This window comes from Fructilactobacillus myrtifloralis (assembly GCF_024029335.1).
Classification (GTDB): Bacteria; Bacillota; Bacilli; order Lactobacillales; family Lactobacillaceae; genus Fructilactobacillus; species Fructilactobacillus myrtifloralis.
In genome coordinates, this window is the sequence record NZ_CP097116.1 from 159843 (window position 1) to 178533 (window position 18691).

At 48.5% G+C, this 18691-nt stretch carries 22 protein-coding genes; 21 read left to right on the forward strand and 1 reads right to left on the reverse strand.

Annotation, left to right across the window (positions count from 1 at the left end):
• Positions 1–11: 11 nt before the first annotated feature.
• The 10 genes from yhbY (at position 12) to M3M35_RS00925 (ending at position 7080) form a co-directional block, all read left to right on the forward strand.
• A complete protein-coding gene (gene yhbY, locus M3M35_RS00880) occupies positions 12–323 on the forward strand; it encodes a ribosome assembly RNA-binding protein YhbY (protein ID WP_252750144.1) in 312 nt (103 codons plus the stop codon).
• A gap of 9 nt (positions 324–332) precedes the next feature.
• Positions 333–911, forward strand: a complete 579-nt coding sequence (locus tag M3M35_RS00885) for a nicotinate-nucleotide adenylyltransferase (protein ID WP_252750145.1) — start codon at positions 333–335, stop codon at positions 909–911.
• Entirely contained in the window at positions 898–1500 is a 603-nt protein-coding gene (gene yqeK / locus M3M35_RS00890) for a bis(5'-nucleosyl)-tetraphosphatase (symmetrical) YqeK (RefSeq protein ID WP_252750146.1), read from the forward strand. Before M3M35_RS00885 ends, yqeK begins: the two co-directional genes overlap by 14 nt.
• An 8-nt stretch (positions 1501–1508) precedes the next feature.
• Positions 1509–1868: a ribosome silencing factor gene (gene rsfS / locus M3M35_RS00895; RefSeq protein ID WP_252750147.1), complete on the forward strand. Its 360-nt coding sequence runs from the start codon at positions 1509–1511 to the stop codon at positions 1866–1868.
• 2 nt (positions 1869–1870) lie between these two features.
• Positions 1871–2605: a class I SAM-dependent DNA methyltransferase gene (locus M3M35_RS00900; RefSeq protein WP_252750148.1), complete on the forward strand. Its 735-nt coding sequence runs from the start codon at positions 1871–1873 to the stop codon at positions 2603–2605.
• On the forward strand, positions 2602–3750 hold the full coding sequence (locus M3M35_RS00905; RefSeq protein ID WP_252750149.1) for a nucleotidyltransferase: 1149 nt from the start codon (positions 2602–2604) through the stop codon (positions 3748–3750). The genes M3M35_RS00900 and M3M35_RS00905 overlap by 4 nt, the downstream gene beginning before the upstream one ends.
• A 59-nt stretch (positions 3751–3809) precedes the next feature.
• A complete protein-coding gene (locus M3M35_RS00910) occupies positions 3810–4364 on the forward strand; it encodes a YceD family protein (RefSeq protein WP_252750150.1) in 555 nt (184 codons plus the stop codon).
• A gap of 41 nt (positions 4365–4405) precedes the next feature.
• Positions 4406–4588, forward strand: coding sequence for a 50S ribosomal protein L32 (gene rpmF, locus M3M35_RS00915; RefSeq protein ID WP_252750151.1), 183 nt, complete (start codon positions 4406–4408; stop codon positions 4586–4588).
• A gap of 277 nt (positions 4589–4865) precedes the next feature.
• Positions 4866–6308 carry a glutamate--cysteine ligase gene (locus tag M3M35_RS00920; protein WP_252750152.1) on the forward strand — a complete coding sequence of 481 codons (1443 nt, stop codon included), beginning with the start codon at positions 4866–4868 and terminating at the stop codon, positions 6306–6308.
• A 70-nt stretch (positions 6309–6378) separates the two neighbouring features.
• Positions 6379–7080: a Bax inhibitor-1/YccA family protein gene (locus M3M35_RS00925; protein WP_252750153.1), complete on the forward strand. Its 702-nt coding sequence runs from the start codon at positions 6379–6381 to the stop codon at positions 7078–7080.
• A 145-nt stretch (positions 7081–7225) separates the two neighbouring features.
• Here M3M35_RS00925 and yidC read toward each other — a convergent pair whose 3' ends face one another.
• A complete protein-coding gene (gene yidC / locus M3M35_RS00930) occupies positions 7226–8152 on the reverse strand; it encodes a membrane protein insertase YidC (protein ID WP_252750154.1) in 927 nt (308 codons plus the stop codon).
• 160 nt (positions 8153–8312) lie between these two features.
• Between yidC and M3M35_RS00935 the strand changes: the two genes are divergently transcribed.
• The 11 genes from M3M35_RS00935 to M3M35_RS00985 all read left to right on the forward strand — a co-directional run bounded on the left by M3M35_RS00935 (position 8313) and on the right by M3M35_RS00985 (position 18671).
• The gene (locus tag M3M35_RS00935; RefSeq protein ID WP_252750155.1) at positions 8313–9080 is read left to right on the forward strand and encodes a TrmH family RNA methyltransferase; all 768 of its coding nucleotides are present in this window, start codon (positions 8313–8315) and stop codon (positions 9078–9080) included.
• Between the two features lie 14 nt (positions 9081–9094).
• The gene (locus M3M35_RS00940) at positions 9095–9577 is read left to right on the forward strand and encodes an HD domain-containing protein (protein ID WP_252750156.1); all 483 of its coding nucleotides are present in this window, start codon (positions 9095–9097) and stop codon (positions 9575–9577) included.
• Between the two features lie 20 nt (positions 9578–9597).
• Positions 9598–9942, forward strand: coding sequence for a winged helix-turn-helix transcriptional regulator (locus M3M35_RS00945; RefSeq protein ID WP_252750157.1), 345 nt, complete (start codon positions 9598–9600; stop codon positions 9940–9942).
• 276 nt (positions 9943–10218) lie between these two features.
• Complete coding sequence (pheS, locus tag M3M35_RS00950; RefSeq protein WP_274706356.1) at positions 10219–11256, forward strand: phenylalanine--tRNA ligase subunit alpha; 1038 nt, start codon at positions 10219–10221, stop codon at positions 11254–11256.
• A gap of 14 nt (positions 11257–11270) precedes the next feature.
• Complete coding sequence (gene pheT, locus M3M35_RS00955) at positions 11271–13685, forward strand: phenylalanine--tRNA ligase subunit beta (protein WP_252750158.1); 2415 nt, start codon at positions 11271–11273, stop codon at positions 13683–13685.
• A gap of 24 nt (positions 13686–13709) precedes the next feature.
• Positions 13710–14369, forward strand: coding sequence for a uridine kinase (gene udk, locus M3M35_RS00960; RefSeq protein ID WP_252750159.1), 660 nt, complete (start codon positions 13710–13712; stop codon positions 14367–14369).
• A 68-nt stretch (positions 14370–14437) separates the two neighbouring features.
• Positions 14438–14914 (forward strand): transcription elongation factor GreA, encoded by a 477-nt coding sequence (gene greA / locus M3M35_RS00965; protein ID WP_252750160.1) that lies wholly within the window; start codon positions 14438–14440, stop codon positions 14912–14914.
• Positions 14915–15073: 159 nt separating this feature from the next.
• Complete coding sequence (locus M3M35_RS00970; RefSeq protein WP_252750161.1) at positions 15074–17152, forward strand: peptidoglycan D,D-transpeptidase FtsI family protein; 2079 nt, start codon at positions 15074–15076, stop codon at positions 17150–17152.
• A gap of 120 nt (positions 17153–17272) precedes the next feature.
• On the forward strand, positions 17273–17422 hold the full coding sequence (gene rpmG / locus M3M35_RS00975; RefSeq protein ID WP_252750162.1) for a 50S ribosomal protein L33: 150 nt from the start codon (positions 17273–17275) through the stop codon (positions 17420–17422).
• 48 nt (positions 17423–17470) lie between these two features.
• Positions 17471–18013 (forward strand): 5-formyltetrahydrofolate cyclo-ligase, encoded by a 543-nt coding sequence (locus M3M35_RS00980; protein WP_252750163.1) that lies wholly within the window; start codon positions 17471–17473, stop codon positions 18011–18013.
• Complete coding sequence (locus M3M35_RS00985) at positions 18006–18671, forward strand: rhomboid family intramembrane serine protease (protein ID WP_252750164.1); 666 nt, start codon at positions 18006–18008, stop codon at positions 18669–18671. Before M3M35_RS00980 ends, M3M35_RS00985 begins: the two co-directional genes overlap by 8 nt.
• Positions 18672–18691: the final 20 nt, after the last annotated feature.

The window sequence follows — 18691 nt, forward strand, 5'->3', positions numbered from 1 at the left end:
AAGGAGTAACAATGAAATTAACTGGGAAACAAAAACGGTTCTTACGGGCCAATGCGAACCAACTCCGGCCGATTTTTTCCGTGGGGAAAAACGGACTGAATGCAACGTGGTTACAAGAGGTGGGCCGGGCCGTCGCAAAACGGGAACTTGTAAAGGTAAGCATCCAACAAAGTGCGGATGTTAGTCCCGCGGAAGTCAAACAGTTTATTGAAGCTAACAGTGAAATTCAGGTTGTGCAGACGATTGGGAAAACGGTCTTACTGTTTCAAGAAGCCAGTCAACCGAATCACCGTGATATTTCCCACGGTGTATTCCAGTTATAGGTTGTAGTCATGCGGAAACAACGAATTGGACTACTCGGGGGGACCTTTAATCCGATCCACCAGGGCCACTTGTTGATTGCGGAGCAGGCCTATGCCCAACTGCAACTTGATCGAGTTGATTTTTTACCCGATTTTGAGCCTCCCCACGTTGATCATAAGGAAGCGATTGCGGCGCAGCACCGGGTGGAAATGTTACAGCGCGCCATTGTGGATAATCCCCACTTTGGAATTGAGCTAACGGAGATTCAGCGCCAGGGCACGAGTTATAGCTATACGACGTTGCAGACCTTACGAGCCACCCATCCCGATACCGAGTACTACTTCATTATTGGTGGGGACATGGTGGCCTACTTGCCAACCTGGTACCGGATTGCCGATTTGGTAAAGCTGGTAACCTTTGTGGGGGTTAATCGCGTGGGCACCACGACCGAGGCGCCGTATCCCGTGCATTGGATTAACGTGCCCACCTTTGCGGTTTCTTCGTCACTGATTCGAACCAAGTTACAACGGCACGAAGACGTCCGCTACCTGTTGCCAGATCCCGTTTTAAAATACATTAAGGAGCAAGGACTTTATGAAACAGAGTAAACTAGATTATCACCAGTATGCTGATTTTAATCGTGACCAAATCATTGCGAAAATGCGCACCATGTTAAAGCCCAACCGGCTGGAACACTGTTTGCGGGTCGAGCAAACCGCCATTGAATTGGCAACGGAACAGCAGGCGGATCCCACGGTCGCTGGCTTAGCCGGCCTCGTGCATGATTATGCCAAACAACGTCCCAAAGCTGATTTTGAGGCGGTAATTCAAACAGACCACCTAGATCCCGAGCTCTTAAACTACGGGAGCGCCATTTGGCACGGTTACGTGGGCTATCTGATGGTGCAACGCGAACTCGGGATTAATGATAACCGGATTTTACGGGCCGTGAAGTACCACACGATTGGGGCCCCGGTCATGGATGTTTACGCCCAGATTGTGTACATGGCCGATTACATTGAGCCGGGGCGCGACTTTGCTGGCGTCACGGATGCTCGCAAGCTAACCCACGCCCGGTTATGGGATGGCGTTGTTTATCAAAATGCCCAAACGATGAAACGGTTAGTTACGCATGAACAAGCAGTCTATCCAGCAGCAATTGCGGCCTATAACGTGATTGTGGCTGGACAACAATAGGAGGATGTATGGATAACCAAGCAATTTTAGAGACGGTCGTAAAAGCGGCTGACGAACGCCGTGCTCACGACATTGTTGTTTTAAACATTGAACGCCTGAGTGTGATGGGTCGGTACTTTGTCATCATGGATGCTGATTCTGATCGTCAGGTTAAGGCGATTGCCAATAACATCATTGATAAGTTAGAAGAACAGCACGTCAAGGTTGATCACGTTGAAGGAAAAGATCAGGCTAATTGGATTTTAATTGAGGCGGGCGAAGTGATTATTCACGTCTTTAAACAGGAAACCCGGGAATTTTATAACCTGGAAAAACTGTGGGCCGATGCCCAAGTGGAAGACATTTCGGCTTGGATTGACGAGGATTAGGCATGATTTATAGTCAGTTTGCCACGTTTTACGATCAACTATTTGATAATGAGTTGTATCCGCAATGGGCCGATTACGTAAAGCGGTGGGTTCAACCCCCAGCCCGGGTGTTAGATCTCGCCTGTGGCACCGGTCGGTTACTGGTGTTGTTAGATCAAGCTGGGTACCAGGTAACCGGGGTGGATTTGTCTGCCGATATGCTGGCACTTGCTAACCAGCACCTGGCAGAGGCGGAGACCACCGTCCCCTTATTACAACTAAATATGTTGGATTTGCAGGAGCTGGGCGAGTTTGACGCGGTCACGTGTTTTGACGATTCTTTGTGTTACTTACAGGATCTAAGCGAAGTCACGCAGGTTTTTCAAACGGTGGCTGACCGGCTGCCCGTCGGTGGGCAATTTTTGTTTGATGTAATTACGCCCTACCAAACCGATGTAAAGTACCCCGGGTACATGTACAATTATCAAGATGACGACCAGGCTTTCATGTGGACGACCTATGCGGGTAGTGAGCCCCATGCAGTTGAGCATGATTTGACCTTTTTTCACTACCAGCCTGAGCTAGATGCCTATGCCGCCTATGCAGAAACGCACTATGAGCGGACTTACCCACTCGGTGATTACGAACAAGCACTTCACAGTGCGGGGTTTGGCGAGATTATCGTGACCAGTGACTTTGGGAAAGCACCGGTTACCGATACCACTACCCGGTGGTTCTTTCGGGGTGTGAAGCAATGACAGCACTGCGGGCCGTCGCGGTGATTGCTGAGTACGTTCCGTTTCATAATGGGCACCTGTGGCAATTACACGAGGCCCAACGACTGACCCAAGCTGACGTGACCGTGGCCATTATGAGTGGCAATTGGACCCAGCGGGGGGAACCGGCCGTCTTTGATAAGTGGACCAGAACGAAGATGGCGTTAGCCAATGGGGTTGATTTAGTAATTGAGTTGCCAGCGGTTTCTGCCGTTCAGCCGGCCCATTTGTTTGCCCAGCGAGCCGTGGAGCTGGTGCAAGCTTTACACTGTGACGATTTATCGTTTGGCAGTGAACATCCGGATTGGGATTTTAACCAGCTGGCGCAACTCGACGTCCAGGCCACCGGACAAGAATTTCAGGATCACCACTTGAATTTTCCCACGGCTTTTCGCCAGGCGCTGCTGCGGGAGTATGGACTGGCATTGCAGGAACCAAACGATACGTTGGGATTTTGGTACGCCCAGGCGGCGGGGCAGTTTTCGCATCCTGTGCACCTGGTTCCGGTAAAACGCCAGGGCAGTGGTCATCGTGACCAGCAACTCGGGCGGACGATTTCGAGTGGAACGGCGATTCGCCGGGCATTACTGGCCGGGGATTTGGATTACCGCACCAGTGTTCCCGCTGCCAGTAACCAGGCGTGGACCGGATTAACCCCCTTAGATTGGGAACAATTTTGGCCGTATTTGAAGTATGCGATTACCCAGCAGACGCCTGCCGAATTACGTCAGATTTACCAGATGACAGAGGGCCTAGAGTACCGGTTACAACGGTTGGCGCCATCGGCACCTTCGTTTGCAAACTTTTTAGCGGCTGTAAAAACCAAACGGTATACCTATCCGCGGTTACAACGCTTATGTACGTATATTTTACTTAACTTTCAGGCCCAGGCTGTTCGTGATTATCAACCGGTGCTGCGGGTCTTAGGAATGACAACCCGGGGCCAGCAGTACCTGCATACGGTCAAAAAACACCTGGAACTCCCGTTGATTACGACGGCCAGTAAAACTGCTCTGGACCAGGACCTTGCCTTAGAGGCGCGCGCGGGCTTAGTCACGGAGCTGGTTAATGGTCGGATTCAAGATCGGGGACGATCGGTAATCCGGAAACCAGCTATCAAGGAGTAGACCTTGACATCGATTTTTATTGTCAGTATAATTACAATTGTTGCATTGGAGGTATTTATATGAAGTGGTCCTTTGAAAAGTTACAAGGTTATCAAAAGGAACCGTTCACAGAGCAGGGTACGCTTGATTTGAAGGCGGACCTTCTGGAGCGATATCCGCAGGAGATTTTAGATGCAACGCCATTTACGGTCCAAGTTTCTGCTGTAGCTGATAACGGGGATGTAATCATTGATGCCGACGTTGAAGGAACGGTGACGGTACCATCGTCGCGTTCATTAACACCGTTTTCATTGCCACTGAAATTTCATTTTTCCGAAGTGTATGTCAACACGAAGGCCGCCTTTAATCGCTATGAGAATGAGGTTGTCGTTATCAAGGTTGATGACGATGGAAAGGTTGATTTTGACAAAGCAGTGGCAGATAATGTGATTGTGCAGATTCCAATGCAAGTACTTTCGCCAGCCGAACGGGCCGGAGCTAAAATGCCGGCCGGTGAGGACTGGGAAGTGATTTCCGAAGCTGACTTTAACGAGCAGCACGCGGAAGCTAAACAAGTTGATCCACGTCTTGCTAGTCTGAAGCAGTTTTATGCGGATGATGACGACAAGGCTTAAAAATTCACTAGTGGAAATTAATTAAGGGGAGGTTGTTATTAATGGCTGTACCAAAGCGAAAAACTTCGAAAGCAAGAAGAGATATGCGTCGTGGTCACATTAAGTTGACGGTACCGGGCATGAGTCCATGTCCTAACTGTGGTGAACTGCGGAAGTCTCACTATGTTTGCCCAAGTTGTGGTTACTACAACGGCAAGGAAGTTGTTGCTCAAAAGAACAACTAATATTTAGAAAGAACGGCGAAAACACCATGGGTTTTCGCCGTTCTTTTTTTATCCCCAATTGACATTGGTTTTAGCTCTGTTAAAATACGAATAACTAAAAGTAAGTAACGCCTCAAAATGATGATTTAACGAACAGTTACGGCACGCGATAAGTCCATGTTCCTGATTTTTGCTTTTCCAGAGTGGATGGTGGTAAAAAGCGGGGGCATCGCCAACCCGCCCGGACGTTACTTAGCAGTTGATGAGGGATTAGAGCAAATGAGAAAGAGGGACCACGATGGGGCAAAAAAAGCAGAACGCAGCTGGAACAGTTGAAACGTTACTATCTGGTTGGACCGGCGTCGAAATTGAGGAGCACCGGGTGGAACAACATCCCCGCAGGCTATCGCGGTTTGATCACCCGGCTCAACTGGGAGACCGGCACTACCAACCCTACTTTCAAACTGATTTTTCGGAAAGTATGGAGGAGTTAATTACGGCTCCGCACCAAGCAGTCCAAGCGGTCAGTAGCCAATTGCACAGTTTGCAGCAGTTACTAACGGAACAATTGCATCCAGATGAAGTGATTTGGCCCCTGTCCATGCCTCCCAAGTTGCAACCAAGTGACGTAACCTTTTTAGAAAAGACCTTCAAACGTGATTGGTATCAGGGATATCGGGATTTATTGCTCGCGAAGTACGGACCGTTGCAGCACATTATGTGTGGGGTGCACGTTAGTTACTCGCCAACGCCCGCGATCGTGAGCTGGTATCAAGCGCAACACCAAATTGCGGACCGAGTAACAGCCAAAAACCAGTTGATGTTTCAAATCACCCAGGAGTTAGTGGGATTTCGGTGGTTATTAACGTATTTATTTGGAGCCAGTCCGCTGGATGAAAATCAACCAGCGCCCCGTCCCTTGGTGCGCTCGCTGCGCGCCAGTCATCGGGGATTTGGAAACCGATCGGATGTTCACGTTAGCTATCAGCGGCTGGCGGATTTTGTTAACCAACAACTCGAGGCGATTCGCACGAAAAAATTATTTGCACCGAGTGAGTTTTACGGACCAGTGCGCTTAAAGGCCAAAAACGGGTTGGCTTCGATTCCGCAGCAGGGGATTGATTATTTGGAATTACGGACGCTCGATAACGATCCCTTTGCTACGGACGGCGTTGCTCCAACGACCCTCCGGGTGGTTCGCTTACTAATTCTGGCAGGGATCTTGTTTCCAGAACCTTGGGATGCTGAGCGCCTGGCGACCGCTGCTGCTGCCAACGATCAGGTTGCCCTCGCCGCTCCGACGGCCCCGTTGCCGGCCGATTTGCAGGCTAGCGCGAAGCAGTTAGTGGAGCGGTTACAAACCGTTGTGAAGCAATTACCCAATCCCGCAGATTGGCAGGCCAGCTTAGCAATGGTGCGTGATCGACTCCAGGATCCAGATCAGACCACCGCGGGGCGGTTAGTGCCCTATGTCCACCAGGATTCTCTAAGTGATTTTGGCTTTCAACGGGGGCTTGCAACCAAACGGGCTCGCCAAGGAGCGGCGTTGAGCGCGCAATTTCCGGACGTTGTTCCAGAGTTGGTTCCGGTGTATCGCTATCTTGCGCAAACTGGCATTCCATTTAGAGTGCAGGACCCAACTAAACTGGTGGTAACCATTGCTGATCAGACCCCGATCACGGTGACCAATCCCGCGCAACTAGCTGAGCTTCAAGCACTGTGGCAAGCGCATTTTCAGTAGTTGCGGCTAACGATTAGCGCCAGAATCATGGTATAATAGTACTTGATAACTTAATAAAGGGGGTTACATTATGAATGGTGAAATTTTAGGAAACACGCAAGACCTCGCCCAACGGTTAATTGCCAAAACGTACCAAAAGGTGACGATTGGGTTAATCATTACGGGGCTTGTGATGGCCTTCATGGCAACGTTTATGCGTGGCTTTATCATGTCAATGGGGTTAGGAACTTCGTTAATCTTTTTGGTAATTATGATTGGGCTCATGTTTATGCTATCCCGCTCGGTTAGCAATGAAAACTCCAGCCCGTCGACTGCCAACGCAATTTATTATGCCTTGACGGTTTTGTTTGGAGTTTCGACGAGTCCGCTCTTGGTTTACTACAACATGAATACCGTTGGGTTAGCGATGTTAGCCACGGCACTCATGTTTGGGGGCTTAACCTACTATGCCAACCACACCAAGAAGAATTACATTCCAATGGGAATCTATTTATTCTGGGCTTTGTTAGCAGCGGTCGTGTTATCGATTGTGGCCATTTTCATTCGCATCCCAGGGTTCTACCTGCTCATAGATGTCGTCTTGTTAGTAATCTTTTCGTTCTACATCATCGTTGATACGCAGAGCGTTAAGCAATACGCTAACCAAGTAACGTCAGAAAGTCAGTTAGAAAAGTACAGTACCATTGGCGCCTTAAACATCTACATTGATGTCTTGAATCTGTTTGAAATTTTGGTTGAACTCTTCGGAGCTGGTCAAAGTAATAATAATTAGATTCCAAAAAACACCTTTCGTTTGAGAGGTGTTTTTCGTTTGCACTGCGGTGGAATGGCAAGTCAGCCTCGGTAAGGCAACTTAGGTTACTTAGGTAATGGCACCAAAAAAAGCATTGTTCATGGGAACAATGCTTTTTTACTAGTTAGTCATCGTGATGATGGCGTTGTTTATTTTGATTGCGGTGGGATTGGGGTTGCTCAGTCGTAGACTGGTCCTGTTCCTCTTTGGCAATTTGATCTTCGGTCTGGACCACTTCTTCTGGGACCACCACCTTGGGCGGATTCCGTTTGGCTTCAGCATTAACCTGGGCCACAATTTTAGGCCGGTAGGCGTTGACAATCAGTTGTTGCAGGATTGCAAAGAGCCCACCAATGAAGAAGTAGATCCCGAGTCCAGCCGGAGAAGACATGGTTACAAAGAAAATCATAATCGGACTAATTAACATCATAAAGCCCATTTGTTTCCGTTGCTCCTTGGGCATGCCAATTACAGACAGATAACCTTGGATTCCATATACAATTAGAGAGAGGACGGCTAACAAGAGACTCCGTTGCCCCAGTTGAATGCCCATGAACACCGTGTGAGAAAGTTCTGGTGAATACCGGATGGCCGCGTAGAGGGCGGCAAAGACGGGTAGTTGAATGAGGAGGGGTAAGCAACCAATTCCTCCGGTCATACTGATATCATTGTCTTTATAGAGCCGCATCATTTGTTGATTAAGGGCCATTTGTTCCTGTTGGGTTTTGGCATTTTTCATCAACTGTTGAAGCTTCGTTAACTGCGGTTTGACGAGGGCCATTTTTTCCTGCTGGACGGTGGATTTTTTCACCTGGTTGACCATCATCGGCAGTAACAGTAATCGAACGACGACGGTAATCACGATGAGGGACCAGCCGTAGCCTCCAACGAACTTGGCGAGCCAATCCATTACGTGTTGACCGGGAACAGCCAGGTAGTCATAAACTAATCCATAGGGTTTGCCGTGGGCGTCCGTTTGCACACAACCAGACAGCGTCAACCCAGCGAGCCCAGTCAGACCTAATAAGGCCAGTTTTTTGCCGATTTTCATATTATTTACTCCTTTAACTTTCAATCATAGCTCTAATCTTAACCTAAACCCCACCGAACTGCAATTTTATGCCTGCTTAGTCAGGGCTTCGAAGTTAAATGCTACCTTTTGGTGGGGATGTGATAAAATTAGCTTAATTAGGAAACAAGCGGGGATTAAGATGGAACGAATTAATTCGAAACAAAACCAACGAATTAAAACTGTAAAAAAATTAACCACGGCGAAGGGGCGCAAGCAGCAACACCAATATTTATTGGAAAGCTGGCATTTAGTGCAGGCGGCCTTAGAGGCGTTGCCAGCCACAGACATCGTGATGGTATACGCAACCGATGATCAGTATTTGGCGCACGGGGCGGCGCTCACCGACCAACCAGTGACGCTGATTTCTGAGGCCGTTGCCCAGGAACTGGGTGACACGCAGACCCCCCAGGGAATCTTTCTCGTGTGCGAGCTACCAGACGTGGTGAATACCATTGCCCCCAAAGGAGCGTGGTTACTGTTAGACCACGTTCAGGATCCCGGTAACATTGGGACGATGGTGCGGACCGCTGATGCCGTGGGCTTTCGCGGAGTGGTGTTTGGAACTGGGACTGCCAGTCCGTACCATAGTAAGGTTTTGCGGGCCATGCAGGGGAGTCAGTTTCATTTGCAGGTCGTTGAACAGGCACTGCCCACTGTCATAAAGCAGTTTCAAGAGCACCAGGTGCCCATCTATGGGACGGAGTTAAATCCGGCGGCGGTTAACTACCGTACGATTACGCCCCAAACTGATTTTGCTCTGATCATGGGGAACGAGGGGAATGGGATGGACCAGGCGTTATTGCAACAGACCACGAAAAACTTGTATATTCCCATTCAGGGCCACGCAGAATCATTGAACGTTGCGATTGCAGCGGCGGTGATTATGTTTCGCATTACGGCACATTAAAACGAGGTGATCAAATGACAAAACCAGCTTGGCAGGCGGATCCGGAGTACGTGGCCTGTGTGCAGGACCTGTTACAAACGCCGGCGGTCCAAAAACTGGCCAACTATACCCAACACCACCATTCGACGCGGCTCAAACATTGTTTATATGTTTCCTACGAAAGTTATCGAATTGCGAAAAAGTTCCATTTAGATTACCGGGCAGCCGCCCGGGGGGGCTTGTTGCACGATTTATTTTACTATGACTGGCGCACCACCAAGTTTGCGGTCGGGAGTCATGCCTTTATTCATCCGCGGGTTGCCCTTCGTAATGCCCATCAGCTTACCGAACTAACCCCGAAGGAAGAAGATATTATCTTAAAGCACATGTGGGGATTAACGTTGGCCCGGCCGAAGTATAAAGAGAGTGTAATTGTCTCTTTGGTGGACGACTATGCGGCCGTTCATGAATTTATGCATCCAATTGAAACAAAGGTAAAACAAGTATTTAAAAAATAAAGCAGAGGAGGCCCTTTAAAATGGGAAAAAAACGAATGCGGGATGAAGCTTGTCTATGTGCTAGTTTTCAGGAAGCGTTTCGAATTTTGGGACGAAAGTGGAACGGAATGATCATTCAGTCACTATTGGTAAGTGGTCCACTGCGGTTTGGAGAACTAGCTTTAAAGGTTGCTGATTGTAGCGACCGGGTCTTGACGGCACGGTTGAAAGAACTGCAAGCGTGTGGGATTGTGACCCGCAAAACCAGTGCTGACTCGGCTCTGATTTTGTACGATTTAACCCCCAAGGGGCAAGATTTGCGTCCGGTGATGGAAGCCACCCACGCCTGGGCCGATAAGTGGTGTAATCAGCATGATGAGGCTTGACCAACCAGCGGGAATGTTTTATATTTTTAGTAACTACGATAGTTAAAGAGGTAGTAGGTTTCACGTTCGAACAGAGAGGCTACGCAGGCTGAAAGTAGTCATTGAAACTGAATTCGCTTTAAACTGTAGGCATGTGCAAACAATGCCCGGCTGATGGTCGTTACCACATCACATGAGTGCGTAAGGAAACTTACGAATGTGGGTGGTAACGCGAAGCTTCGTCCCGGTCGATGGGGGCGAAGCTTTTTTTCTGGACAAAATTGAAGGAGGATTTCTATGAGTTTGCAAACAGAATTAGAAACAATTAAGGAGAACGGGTTGCAACAAATTGCAGCTGCGCCGGATCAGAAAACCCTTAATCAAATTAAAGTGAAGTTACTCGGGAAAAAGGGGTCGATTACAACCACGCTCCGCGGCATCGCCGACTTACCGGTAGCTGAACGGCCCGTCGTGGGTAGTTTAGCTAACCAGGTGCGAGATCAGCTTACGCAAGCGCTACAAACTAAGTTAACCGACTTAGAAACGGCGGCCATGAACCAGCAACTAGCGGCTGAAAAAATTGACGTTACTTTACCCGGGGACCATATTCCGTTTGGCCACCCCCACGTCATTCAAAAAATTATCGATGAAATTGAGGATATTTTCATTGGAATGGGCTATCAGGTTTTAAGCGGTCCAGAGGTGGAAGAAGAATACTATAACTTTGAAATGATGAACCTACCAAAGGATCATCCCGCTCGTGATATGCAGGACACGTTTTACATCACGAAGGAAATTTTAATGCGGACGCATACCTCGCCCATGCAAGCTCGGGCGTTAGAAACCCACGATTTTTCCACGGGACCTTTGAAAATGATTTCTCCAGGGGTGGTTTTTCGGCGTGATACTGATGATCCGACTCATTCACACCAGTTCCATCAAGTTGAAGGAATTGTCATTGACAAACACATTACGATGGCCGATCTCAAGGGGACCCTGGCAGCCATGACGCACGCGTTATTTGGAGACAAGTTTGCGGTCCGGCTTCGCCCGAGTTATTTCCCATTTACAGAACCATCGGTCGAAGCCGACATTACCTGCATGAATTGTGGGGGCAAGGGCTGCCCAGTTTGTAAGGGTTCCGGTTGGATCGAAGTCTTAGGAGCCGGCATGGTGCACCCCAACGTTTTGAAGATGGCTGGAGTTGATCCCGAAACCTACGGCGGGTTTGCCTTTGGTGTTGGTCCGGATCGCTTTGCCATGTTGAAGTATGGAGTTAACGACATTCGTGATTTCTATTTGAATAATCTGAAGTTCTTAACGCAGTTTGATTAACAGGAGGATTGACCATGTTACTTTCGTATGATTGGATCAGTAAGTATCTAAACCTTGAGCTGGATCCCGTCGCCCTCGGCGAAAAAATTGAACGAACCTCAGTGGAGGTGGACTCGGTTAAACGGCGCCAGGATGGTTTGAAAAAGTTAATTGTTGGAGAAATTGTCAGCATTGAAAAGCATCCTGATGCTGGACACTTGAACATTTGTCAAGTCCAGGTTGGTCCGGATGCAATTCAACAAATTGTGTGTGGGGCTCCCAACGTGGCCGTTGGTAAAAAGGTGATTGTTGCGATGCCCGGGGCCCGTGTGGCTGGCAACGTAAAAATCAAAAAGGCCAAAATGCGGGGCGTGAAATCGGATGGCATGTTGTGTGCGTTAGATGAAATTGGCTTTCCCAAGGACGTCGTTCCAGACGAATGGAAGGATGGCATCTACTTTTTACCGGATGATGCCGAGTTAGGAGCACCGGTTTATCCTTACTTAGGGATGGATGATGCCATGTTGGATCTAGACGTGACGCCTAACCGCGGTGACATGCTCAGTATGCGGGGGGTAGTGTATGACTTAGCCGCTGTTTTAAACGAACCAGCCCAGTTTGAGGTGACTCCGGAGGCGGCTACTGGGACCGAACCGAGTTCCGCCGCAATTGCTGCCACCGCTGATGCACAACTGGCATCCCAATATCACGTGCAAGTGGTTAAAAACGTGCAGGTTCATCCGAGCCCGTTGTGGTTACAAATTCGCCTGTGGAACGCAGGCATTAAACCCATTAACAACGTAGTTGATGTTACGAACTACGTGATGTTACTGCTGGGACAACCATTACATGCGTATGATTTAAACCAACTGCCAAGTGCAGATTTAAGCGTTCGTGCGGCCCAACCGGGCGAAAAAATCACGACGTTGGATGAACAAGCTCGGGAACTAACGGACCAAGACGTCGTCATTGCCAGTGGCAACCAACCGGTGGCGTTGGCCGGTCTGATGGGGGGCACGGCCACTCGGGTAACCGCGGATACCACGGATGTTGTGTTAGAGGCAGCAGTCTTTGATCCGGTTCGGACGAGAAAAATGGCGCAAGCTGAAAACTTGCAAACAGACGCTTCCCAGCGCTTTGAACGGGGCGTTGATCAGGGAAACGTAGTCAACGCCTTACACTATGCAGCGGGCTTACTGCAAACCATTGCTGGGGGCACTGCCAGCCAGGGAGCGGTAACCGGGAGCCAAGCCAACGTTACTCCGCAGGTAATTAAGATTACGCCTGCTCGAATTAATCACGTGTTAGGGACCGATTTGAGTGCTAACACCATTCAGTCCATCTTTACCTGCCTCGGATTTACGGTGACAGAAACGGATCAGACCATGGAGGTCACCGTTCCAACCCGGTGCTGGGATATTCACATTGATGCGGATCTGATTGAAGAAGTGGCTCGGATTTACGGGTACGATCAACTCCCACAAACGCTCCCCGTTACCCAAACAACGGCGGGCGGTTTAACCCCGGCGCAACGCTTAATGCGCCACTCGCGGCAAACTTTACAAGGAGCAGGATTGAACCACGCAATTTCGTACTCACTGACGACTCCCGAAAAGGCGGGGATGTTTCTACTGCAGCCGAACTTTGCCACGACCCTGCAGTGGCCCATGACTAAGGATCACTCGGTCTTACGGATGAACCTGGTTAGTGGGTTACTGGATGACATTGCTTACAACCAGGCCCGGGGCGTGGAAAATGTGCCGTTGTATGAACAGGGACGGGTCTTTGCCAAGCAGTCCGCCGAACAAGTACGCCCATTAGAAATTGAGCACGTTGCGGCCGCCATTTCGGGGACCTTACCTACCCCGACGTGGAACCAGCACCCGCAACCAGTGGACTTCTTTGCGTTGAAGGGAATCCTGGCCCAGTACCTGCAAACCTTGTCGCTCCAAGGGACCATTACGTACGAAGCAACTGACCAAATTGCAGAGATGCATCCCGGGCGGACGGCGCTTGTGAAATTGGATGGGGCCGTACTAGGCTTTATCGGGCAGGTTCATCCGCAGGTCGCAAAACAGTTTAAAATTAAACCGACCTACGTCTTTGATTTAGATCTGGATCAGTTAATTCAGGCGCCGAAACGCGAAGCCCAATACCAAGTGGTTAGTTCGTTACCTGGAATTAAACGGGATGTGGCCATGTTAGTGGCAGAAAACGTGACTAACGCGGAAGTAACCCAGCTCATTTGGCAACGTGGGGGAGCCTACCTCCACGATGTCAACCTCTTTGATGTTTACGTTGGTGAACACGTGCCAGAAGGGAAAAAGTCACTGGCATATACCCTGAGCTTTGAAAATCCAGCAGCCACCCTTCAAGATGACGTAGTTAACCAGGCGCTGGCAAAGGTGGAACAATACTTGAAATCTGAGTTACATGCAGAAATCCGATAGAAAAAAGAGAGGGACAGAGCACGCATGGAAACAAAACAAACGCGTCCGGTCATTATTGGTGTAACGGGCGGATCTAGTAGTGGCAAAACGACGGTTAGTCGCGCAATCTTACAACGGTTATTGGGACACTCGATTTCAATTATTCAACAGGATTCATACTACAAAGATCAAACTGATTTAAGCATGGCGGAACGTAAAAAGGTTAATTATGACCATCCCGATGCCTTCGATAATGATTTGTTGGTTGATCAGTTACGCCGGTTGTTAAACTACGAAACGATTGAAAAACCAGTGTATGACTACACGGAGTTTACGCGTAGCCCGAAGACGGAACGGCAGGCGCCTACGGATGTGATTATTTTGGAAGGCATTTTAACCCTGAATGATCCCCGCCTACGGGATCTGATGGACATTAAGGTCTTTGTCGATACGGCCGATGACATCCGGTTAATTCGAAGAATCCAGCGGGATACCAAGGAACGCGGGCGTTCGCTTGATTCAGTGATTCAACAGTACTTAGGGACCGTCCGGCCCATGTACCAGCAGTTCGTAGAGCCCTCGAAACGTTATGCCGACATTATCATTCCGCGGGGTGGTAAAAATAACGTTGCCATTGATTTGTTGGCCACCAAAATTAAGGCAATTTTGGGGACGGATGATGAAGACCCGGTAATTGCCGACTAACTTTTTATTTGATAATCGCCGCGGTTCGTGATAAATTCTAAGTTGACTAAAATAATTGAGGTGGAATCATGGCTGAAGATAAAGTATATCCAATGACCAAAGAGGGGAAAGTTAAGCTTGAAGCCGAATTAGAAGATTTAAAGACTAATCAGCGCCCCCACGTGATTGAACAAATTAAGATTGCCAGAAGTTATGGTGATTTATCCGAAAATTCAGAATACAAATCAGCAAAAAACGAACAAGCACTATTAGAAAGTCGGATTAATACCGTGGAACACATGCTCCAGTTTGCTGAGGTAGTGGACGAAGAACAAACTGCCAGCGACGAAGTGAGCGTGGGAAAAACGGTTGAGTTTAAGGAACTCCCGGACGAGGATCCGGAAACGTACCAAATCGTCGGGGCAGCGGAAGCTGATCCGTTATCAGGCAAGGTCTCAAACGACTCTCCAATTGCCAAGGGCTTATTAGGTCACAAGGTTGGCGAAGAAGTTGACATTGAGATTCCCGACGGTGTGATGCACGTGCAAATCATTTCGGTTAAATAGTGATTGAGAAAGAGACTCGCAAAGGATTGCCTTTCGCGAGTTTTTTCTTATTAAATTGCCACTTCGCTGATTTTAGGAGGGGCCCTGATTGCGGTTGCTCGCGGATAATGTAATAATGGAAAAAGCTGCCTTGATTGGCATGGGATGTTAAATAATTAAATGAAGAGGAGCAACATCGTGGGTAATTTCTTTAGTCGATTTTTTAAGAAAAAAACACGAACTAGTCGACATGAAAATGGAAATAAGCGAATTCCCTTTCGCTTAAATTTAATCTTTGCTTTAGTGGGTATTTTGTTCGCGGTGCTAATCTGGAAACTAGCGGACCTCCAACTAATTCAGGGAAACTACTTCAAGTCGATCGTGAATAAAAACAACAGTTCAACGGTTTATGGAAACGTCCAACGGGGAATGATTTATGATTCCACCGGAAAGCTTCTGGCGGGAAATAAAACCGAACGGGCGATTACCTATACGCGGGGACCTAAAGTGACGGTAAACGATATGTATCAGGTAGCAAACCGGTTAAGTAAGATCATTCAGGTGCCAACAAAGAAGCTGACGAAAAAGCAAATGGCTCAGTTCTATTTAGCAAGTAGTGAGCACCAGAAGCAAATGGCTACCAAGGTTCCCAACCATCAAGATTTAAATCCGGATCAATTGGTTGAAGCAGAATTAAAACTCGCGCAAAAGAAACCACCATACCAAGCAACGGATCAATTTAAGAACGCCGCTGCCATTTATACGTCAATGAGTGGGGCCTACCGCTTGACCACGACGTACGTTAAGTATGATCACGTCACTAATCAGGAAATTGCCAAGGTTGGTGAGCATGCGAAGCAGCTGCCCGGAGTCCAAGTGGGGACGAACTGGACCCGGGAATATCCGGATGGAAAAGAAATTCAGCCGATTACCGGGACGGTAACGTCTAATCAGGCTGGTTTACCAGAGAGCCGGATGAACCAACTGCTGTCGCAGGGTTACTCACAAAATGAATCGGCTGGAAATAACAGCTTGGAAGAACAGTACGAACCGGTTCTACGGGGCTCAAAATCCCAAACAGAGATTAAGCTCAATAGTGATAACCAAATCATTAAGGCCGTGAAGAAATATCCAGGTCGACGGGGAGACAACCTCCAGCTTTCGATTAACGCGAAGTTCCAAAAGGAACTGCAGGAGATGGTTAAAAACGCCCAACCCGGCGGAAATGCAACGGGAACCTATGCCGTTGTCATGAATCCGAACAACGGGGCCATCATTGGGATGGCCGGGGTAAACCGGGATCCAAAGACCGGGAAAGTCAGTCAAAATGATCTGGGGGTCATGAATAACTCGATCACCATGGGATCCGTGGTGAAGGGAGCAACCATTTATGGAGCCTTCAAGAGCAAGGTTATTACCCCGGAAAGTAGTACGTTAACCGATATGCCGATTAAAAATGGGGGCAGTACCAAGAGTTCGTGGTTTAATAAAAACGGCTCGGCTAACCTTCCGTTAACGGCGGCTGATGCCCTAGAAGTATCCTCAAACTCTTACATGATGCAGTTGGCCATGAAAGAAGGCGGCTTCCACTACGTTCCAGGGGCGCCGTTAAACTTGAGTCCGAACATCTTTAACATCGAACGCGGCTACTTTAACCAGTTCGGATTAGGGGTGAAGACTGGAATTGATTTACCAAACGAAACGACCGGGATTAAGGGACCAGGGGGCTATGCCAACATTGGGAAGTCTCTAGATGAATCCTTCGGGAACTACGATGGTTATACTACCTTACAAGTTGCCCAGTACATGTCGACCATTGCAAACGGTGGTTACCGGTTACGTCCTCACGTAGTGCAAAACGTCCGGAGTACGAATGCGAAAAACGGTAAACTGGGAGCAATCCGGGAAACGATTATGCCGCAAGCCCTGAACACGGTACCGATGAGTACGGACGAATTGCGGGTCTTAAAGCAAGGATTCTACCAAGTGGTCCACGGGCACAGCAAGTACAAGACCGGGGGCGCATTGGCCGAATTAAACCCAGAAGTATCTGCTAAAACGGGGACGGCGCAAACCTTCTATAATGGACAGGCGACGACTACGTTGAGTTTAGCTTCATACGCACCGTCTGATCATCCGCAGGTCGTGGTTGCCTTGGCAATGACGAACCTACCTGATAATGCCGAAAGCAATAATACGGACCTGGCCAAAAACATTTACCGGGCTTACTGGAAAGACGTCCAGCACACCGATAAGTAGCGTCAAGTAGAAATACTTAACATTTATTTGGTTAATTAGTAGAAATTATGGTCCAAAAATGGTAGACTAATATTTGTTATATTTGATAAATCAAAAAAGCATTGGTTGGAGGTATTTAACATGCGTGTACACATTACTTTAGAATGTACTGAATGCCACGAACGCAATTACTTAACTTCTAAAAATCGTCGTAATAATCCCGATCGGTTAGAATTAGAAAAGTATTGCCCTCGTGAGAGAAAAGTTACTTTACATCGTGAAACAAAATAAGATTTTGGGCTGTTGCCCAAAATCTTTTTTATTAATGGGACTAATAAGATGAAGACAGCAATTCGGACCACGGTTTTACACAAGTTAGCACAGCAAGCGCAACCGGCCAGTCGGTTTACAGAGCTCTATCAGCGGTTGTTTGCAACGTCAGTCTGGCAGGAGGCGCAGGTGGTGGCGGTAACCATTAGTCTTCCGCATGAATTACCGACGCAGCCCATGATTAGCCAGGCCCAGCGACAGGGAAAACTGGTGGTAATTCCCCGCACGGTTCCACATCGCGAACTGCGCTTTTATCCACTGACTCCGAAGACCTGCTTAGCCAAGACGAAGTTTGGAGTGTGGGAACCGCAAAACGGGACCGCCCTTACCAAGGACCAAATTGACCTCGTACTGGTGCCAGGGGTAGCTTTTTGTAGGCACAATCACCACCGCATTGGTTATGGTGGGGGCTTTTACGACCGGTTTTTAGCGTCATTTCCGGGGCAGACCATTGCCCTGGCGCAACGAGAACAGGTAGTAGAACAGCCGTGGACTCCGGATCCCTTTGATGTCCCCGTCCAACAATTACTGGTGGAGGATGAACATGGATAAACTGGAGAAACAGCCGGTCGTGACGTGGAGTTTAATTGGGATCATGGTGGTCGTGTTTGGCCTGATGACGCTGGCTGGCGGAACTAACAACCTTACGGTCCTGGTTCAATTTGGGGCCGAGGTAAATCAGTTAGTGCAAGCTGGGCAGTGGTGGCGGCTCATCACCCCGATTTTTATTCACATTGGCTGGCAGCACCTGACCCTTAATTTGCTGACCCTCTACTTCGTGGGTCGCATTTTAGAGAACGTGTTTGGGCACGTTCGCTTTTTGCTGCTGTTTTTGGGAGCGGGGATCATTGGCAACTTATTTAGTTTTGCCTTCGGTAGCAATACCAGTGTTTCCGCTGGGTGCAGTACCTCGCTCTTTGGTTTGTTTGGCGCCTTTTTGATGCTGGCCCTGGCAAGACCACATAACGAATGGATTCGCCAAACGGCGCGCTCCTTTTTGGTGTTAGTGGTACTGAATTTGGTCTCAGATGTCTTCTTGCCCTTTGTCAACATTTGGGGGCACTTAGGCGGGCTTGTGGGCGGCTTTTGCTTGGCGTTTGCCCTGGGTTTACCACGCCCACATTTATTACCGAAAAAAGTACGATTTTTTTATGCAAACGTTTTAATTATTGTTATAATAGCTTTGTGGATCATTGGATTTAAGCGGTAATGATTCGAGCTACGAACCCA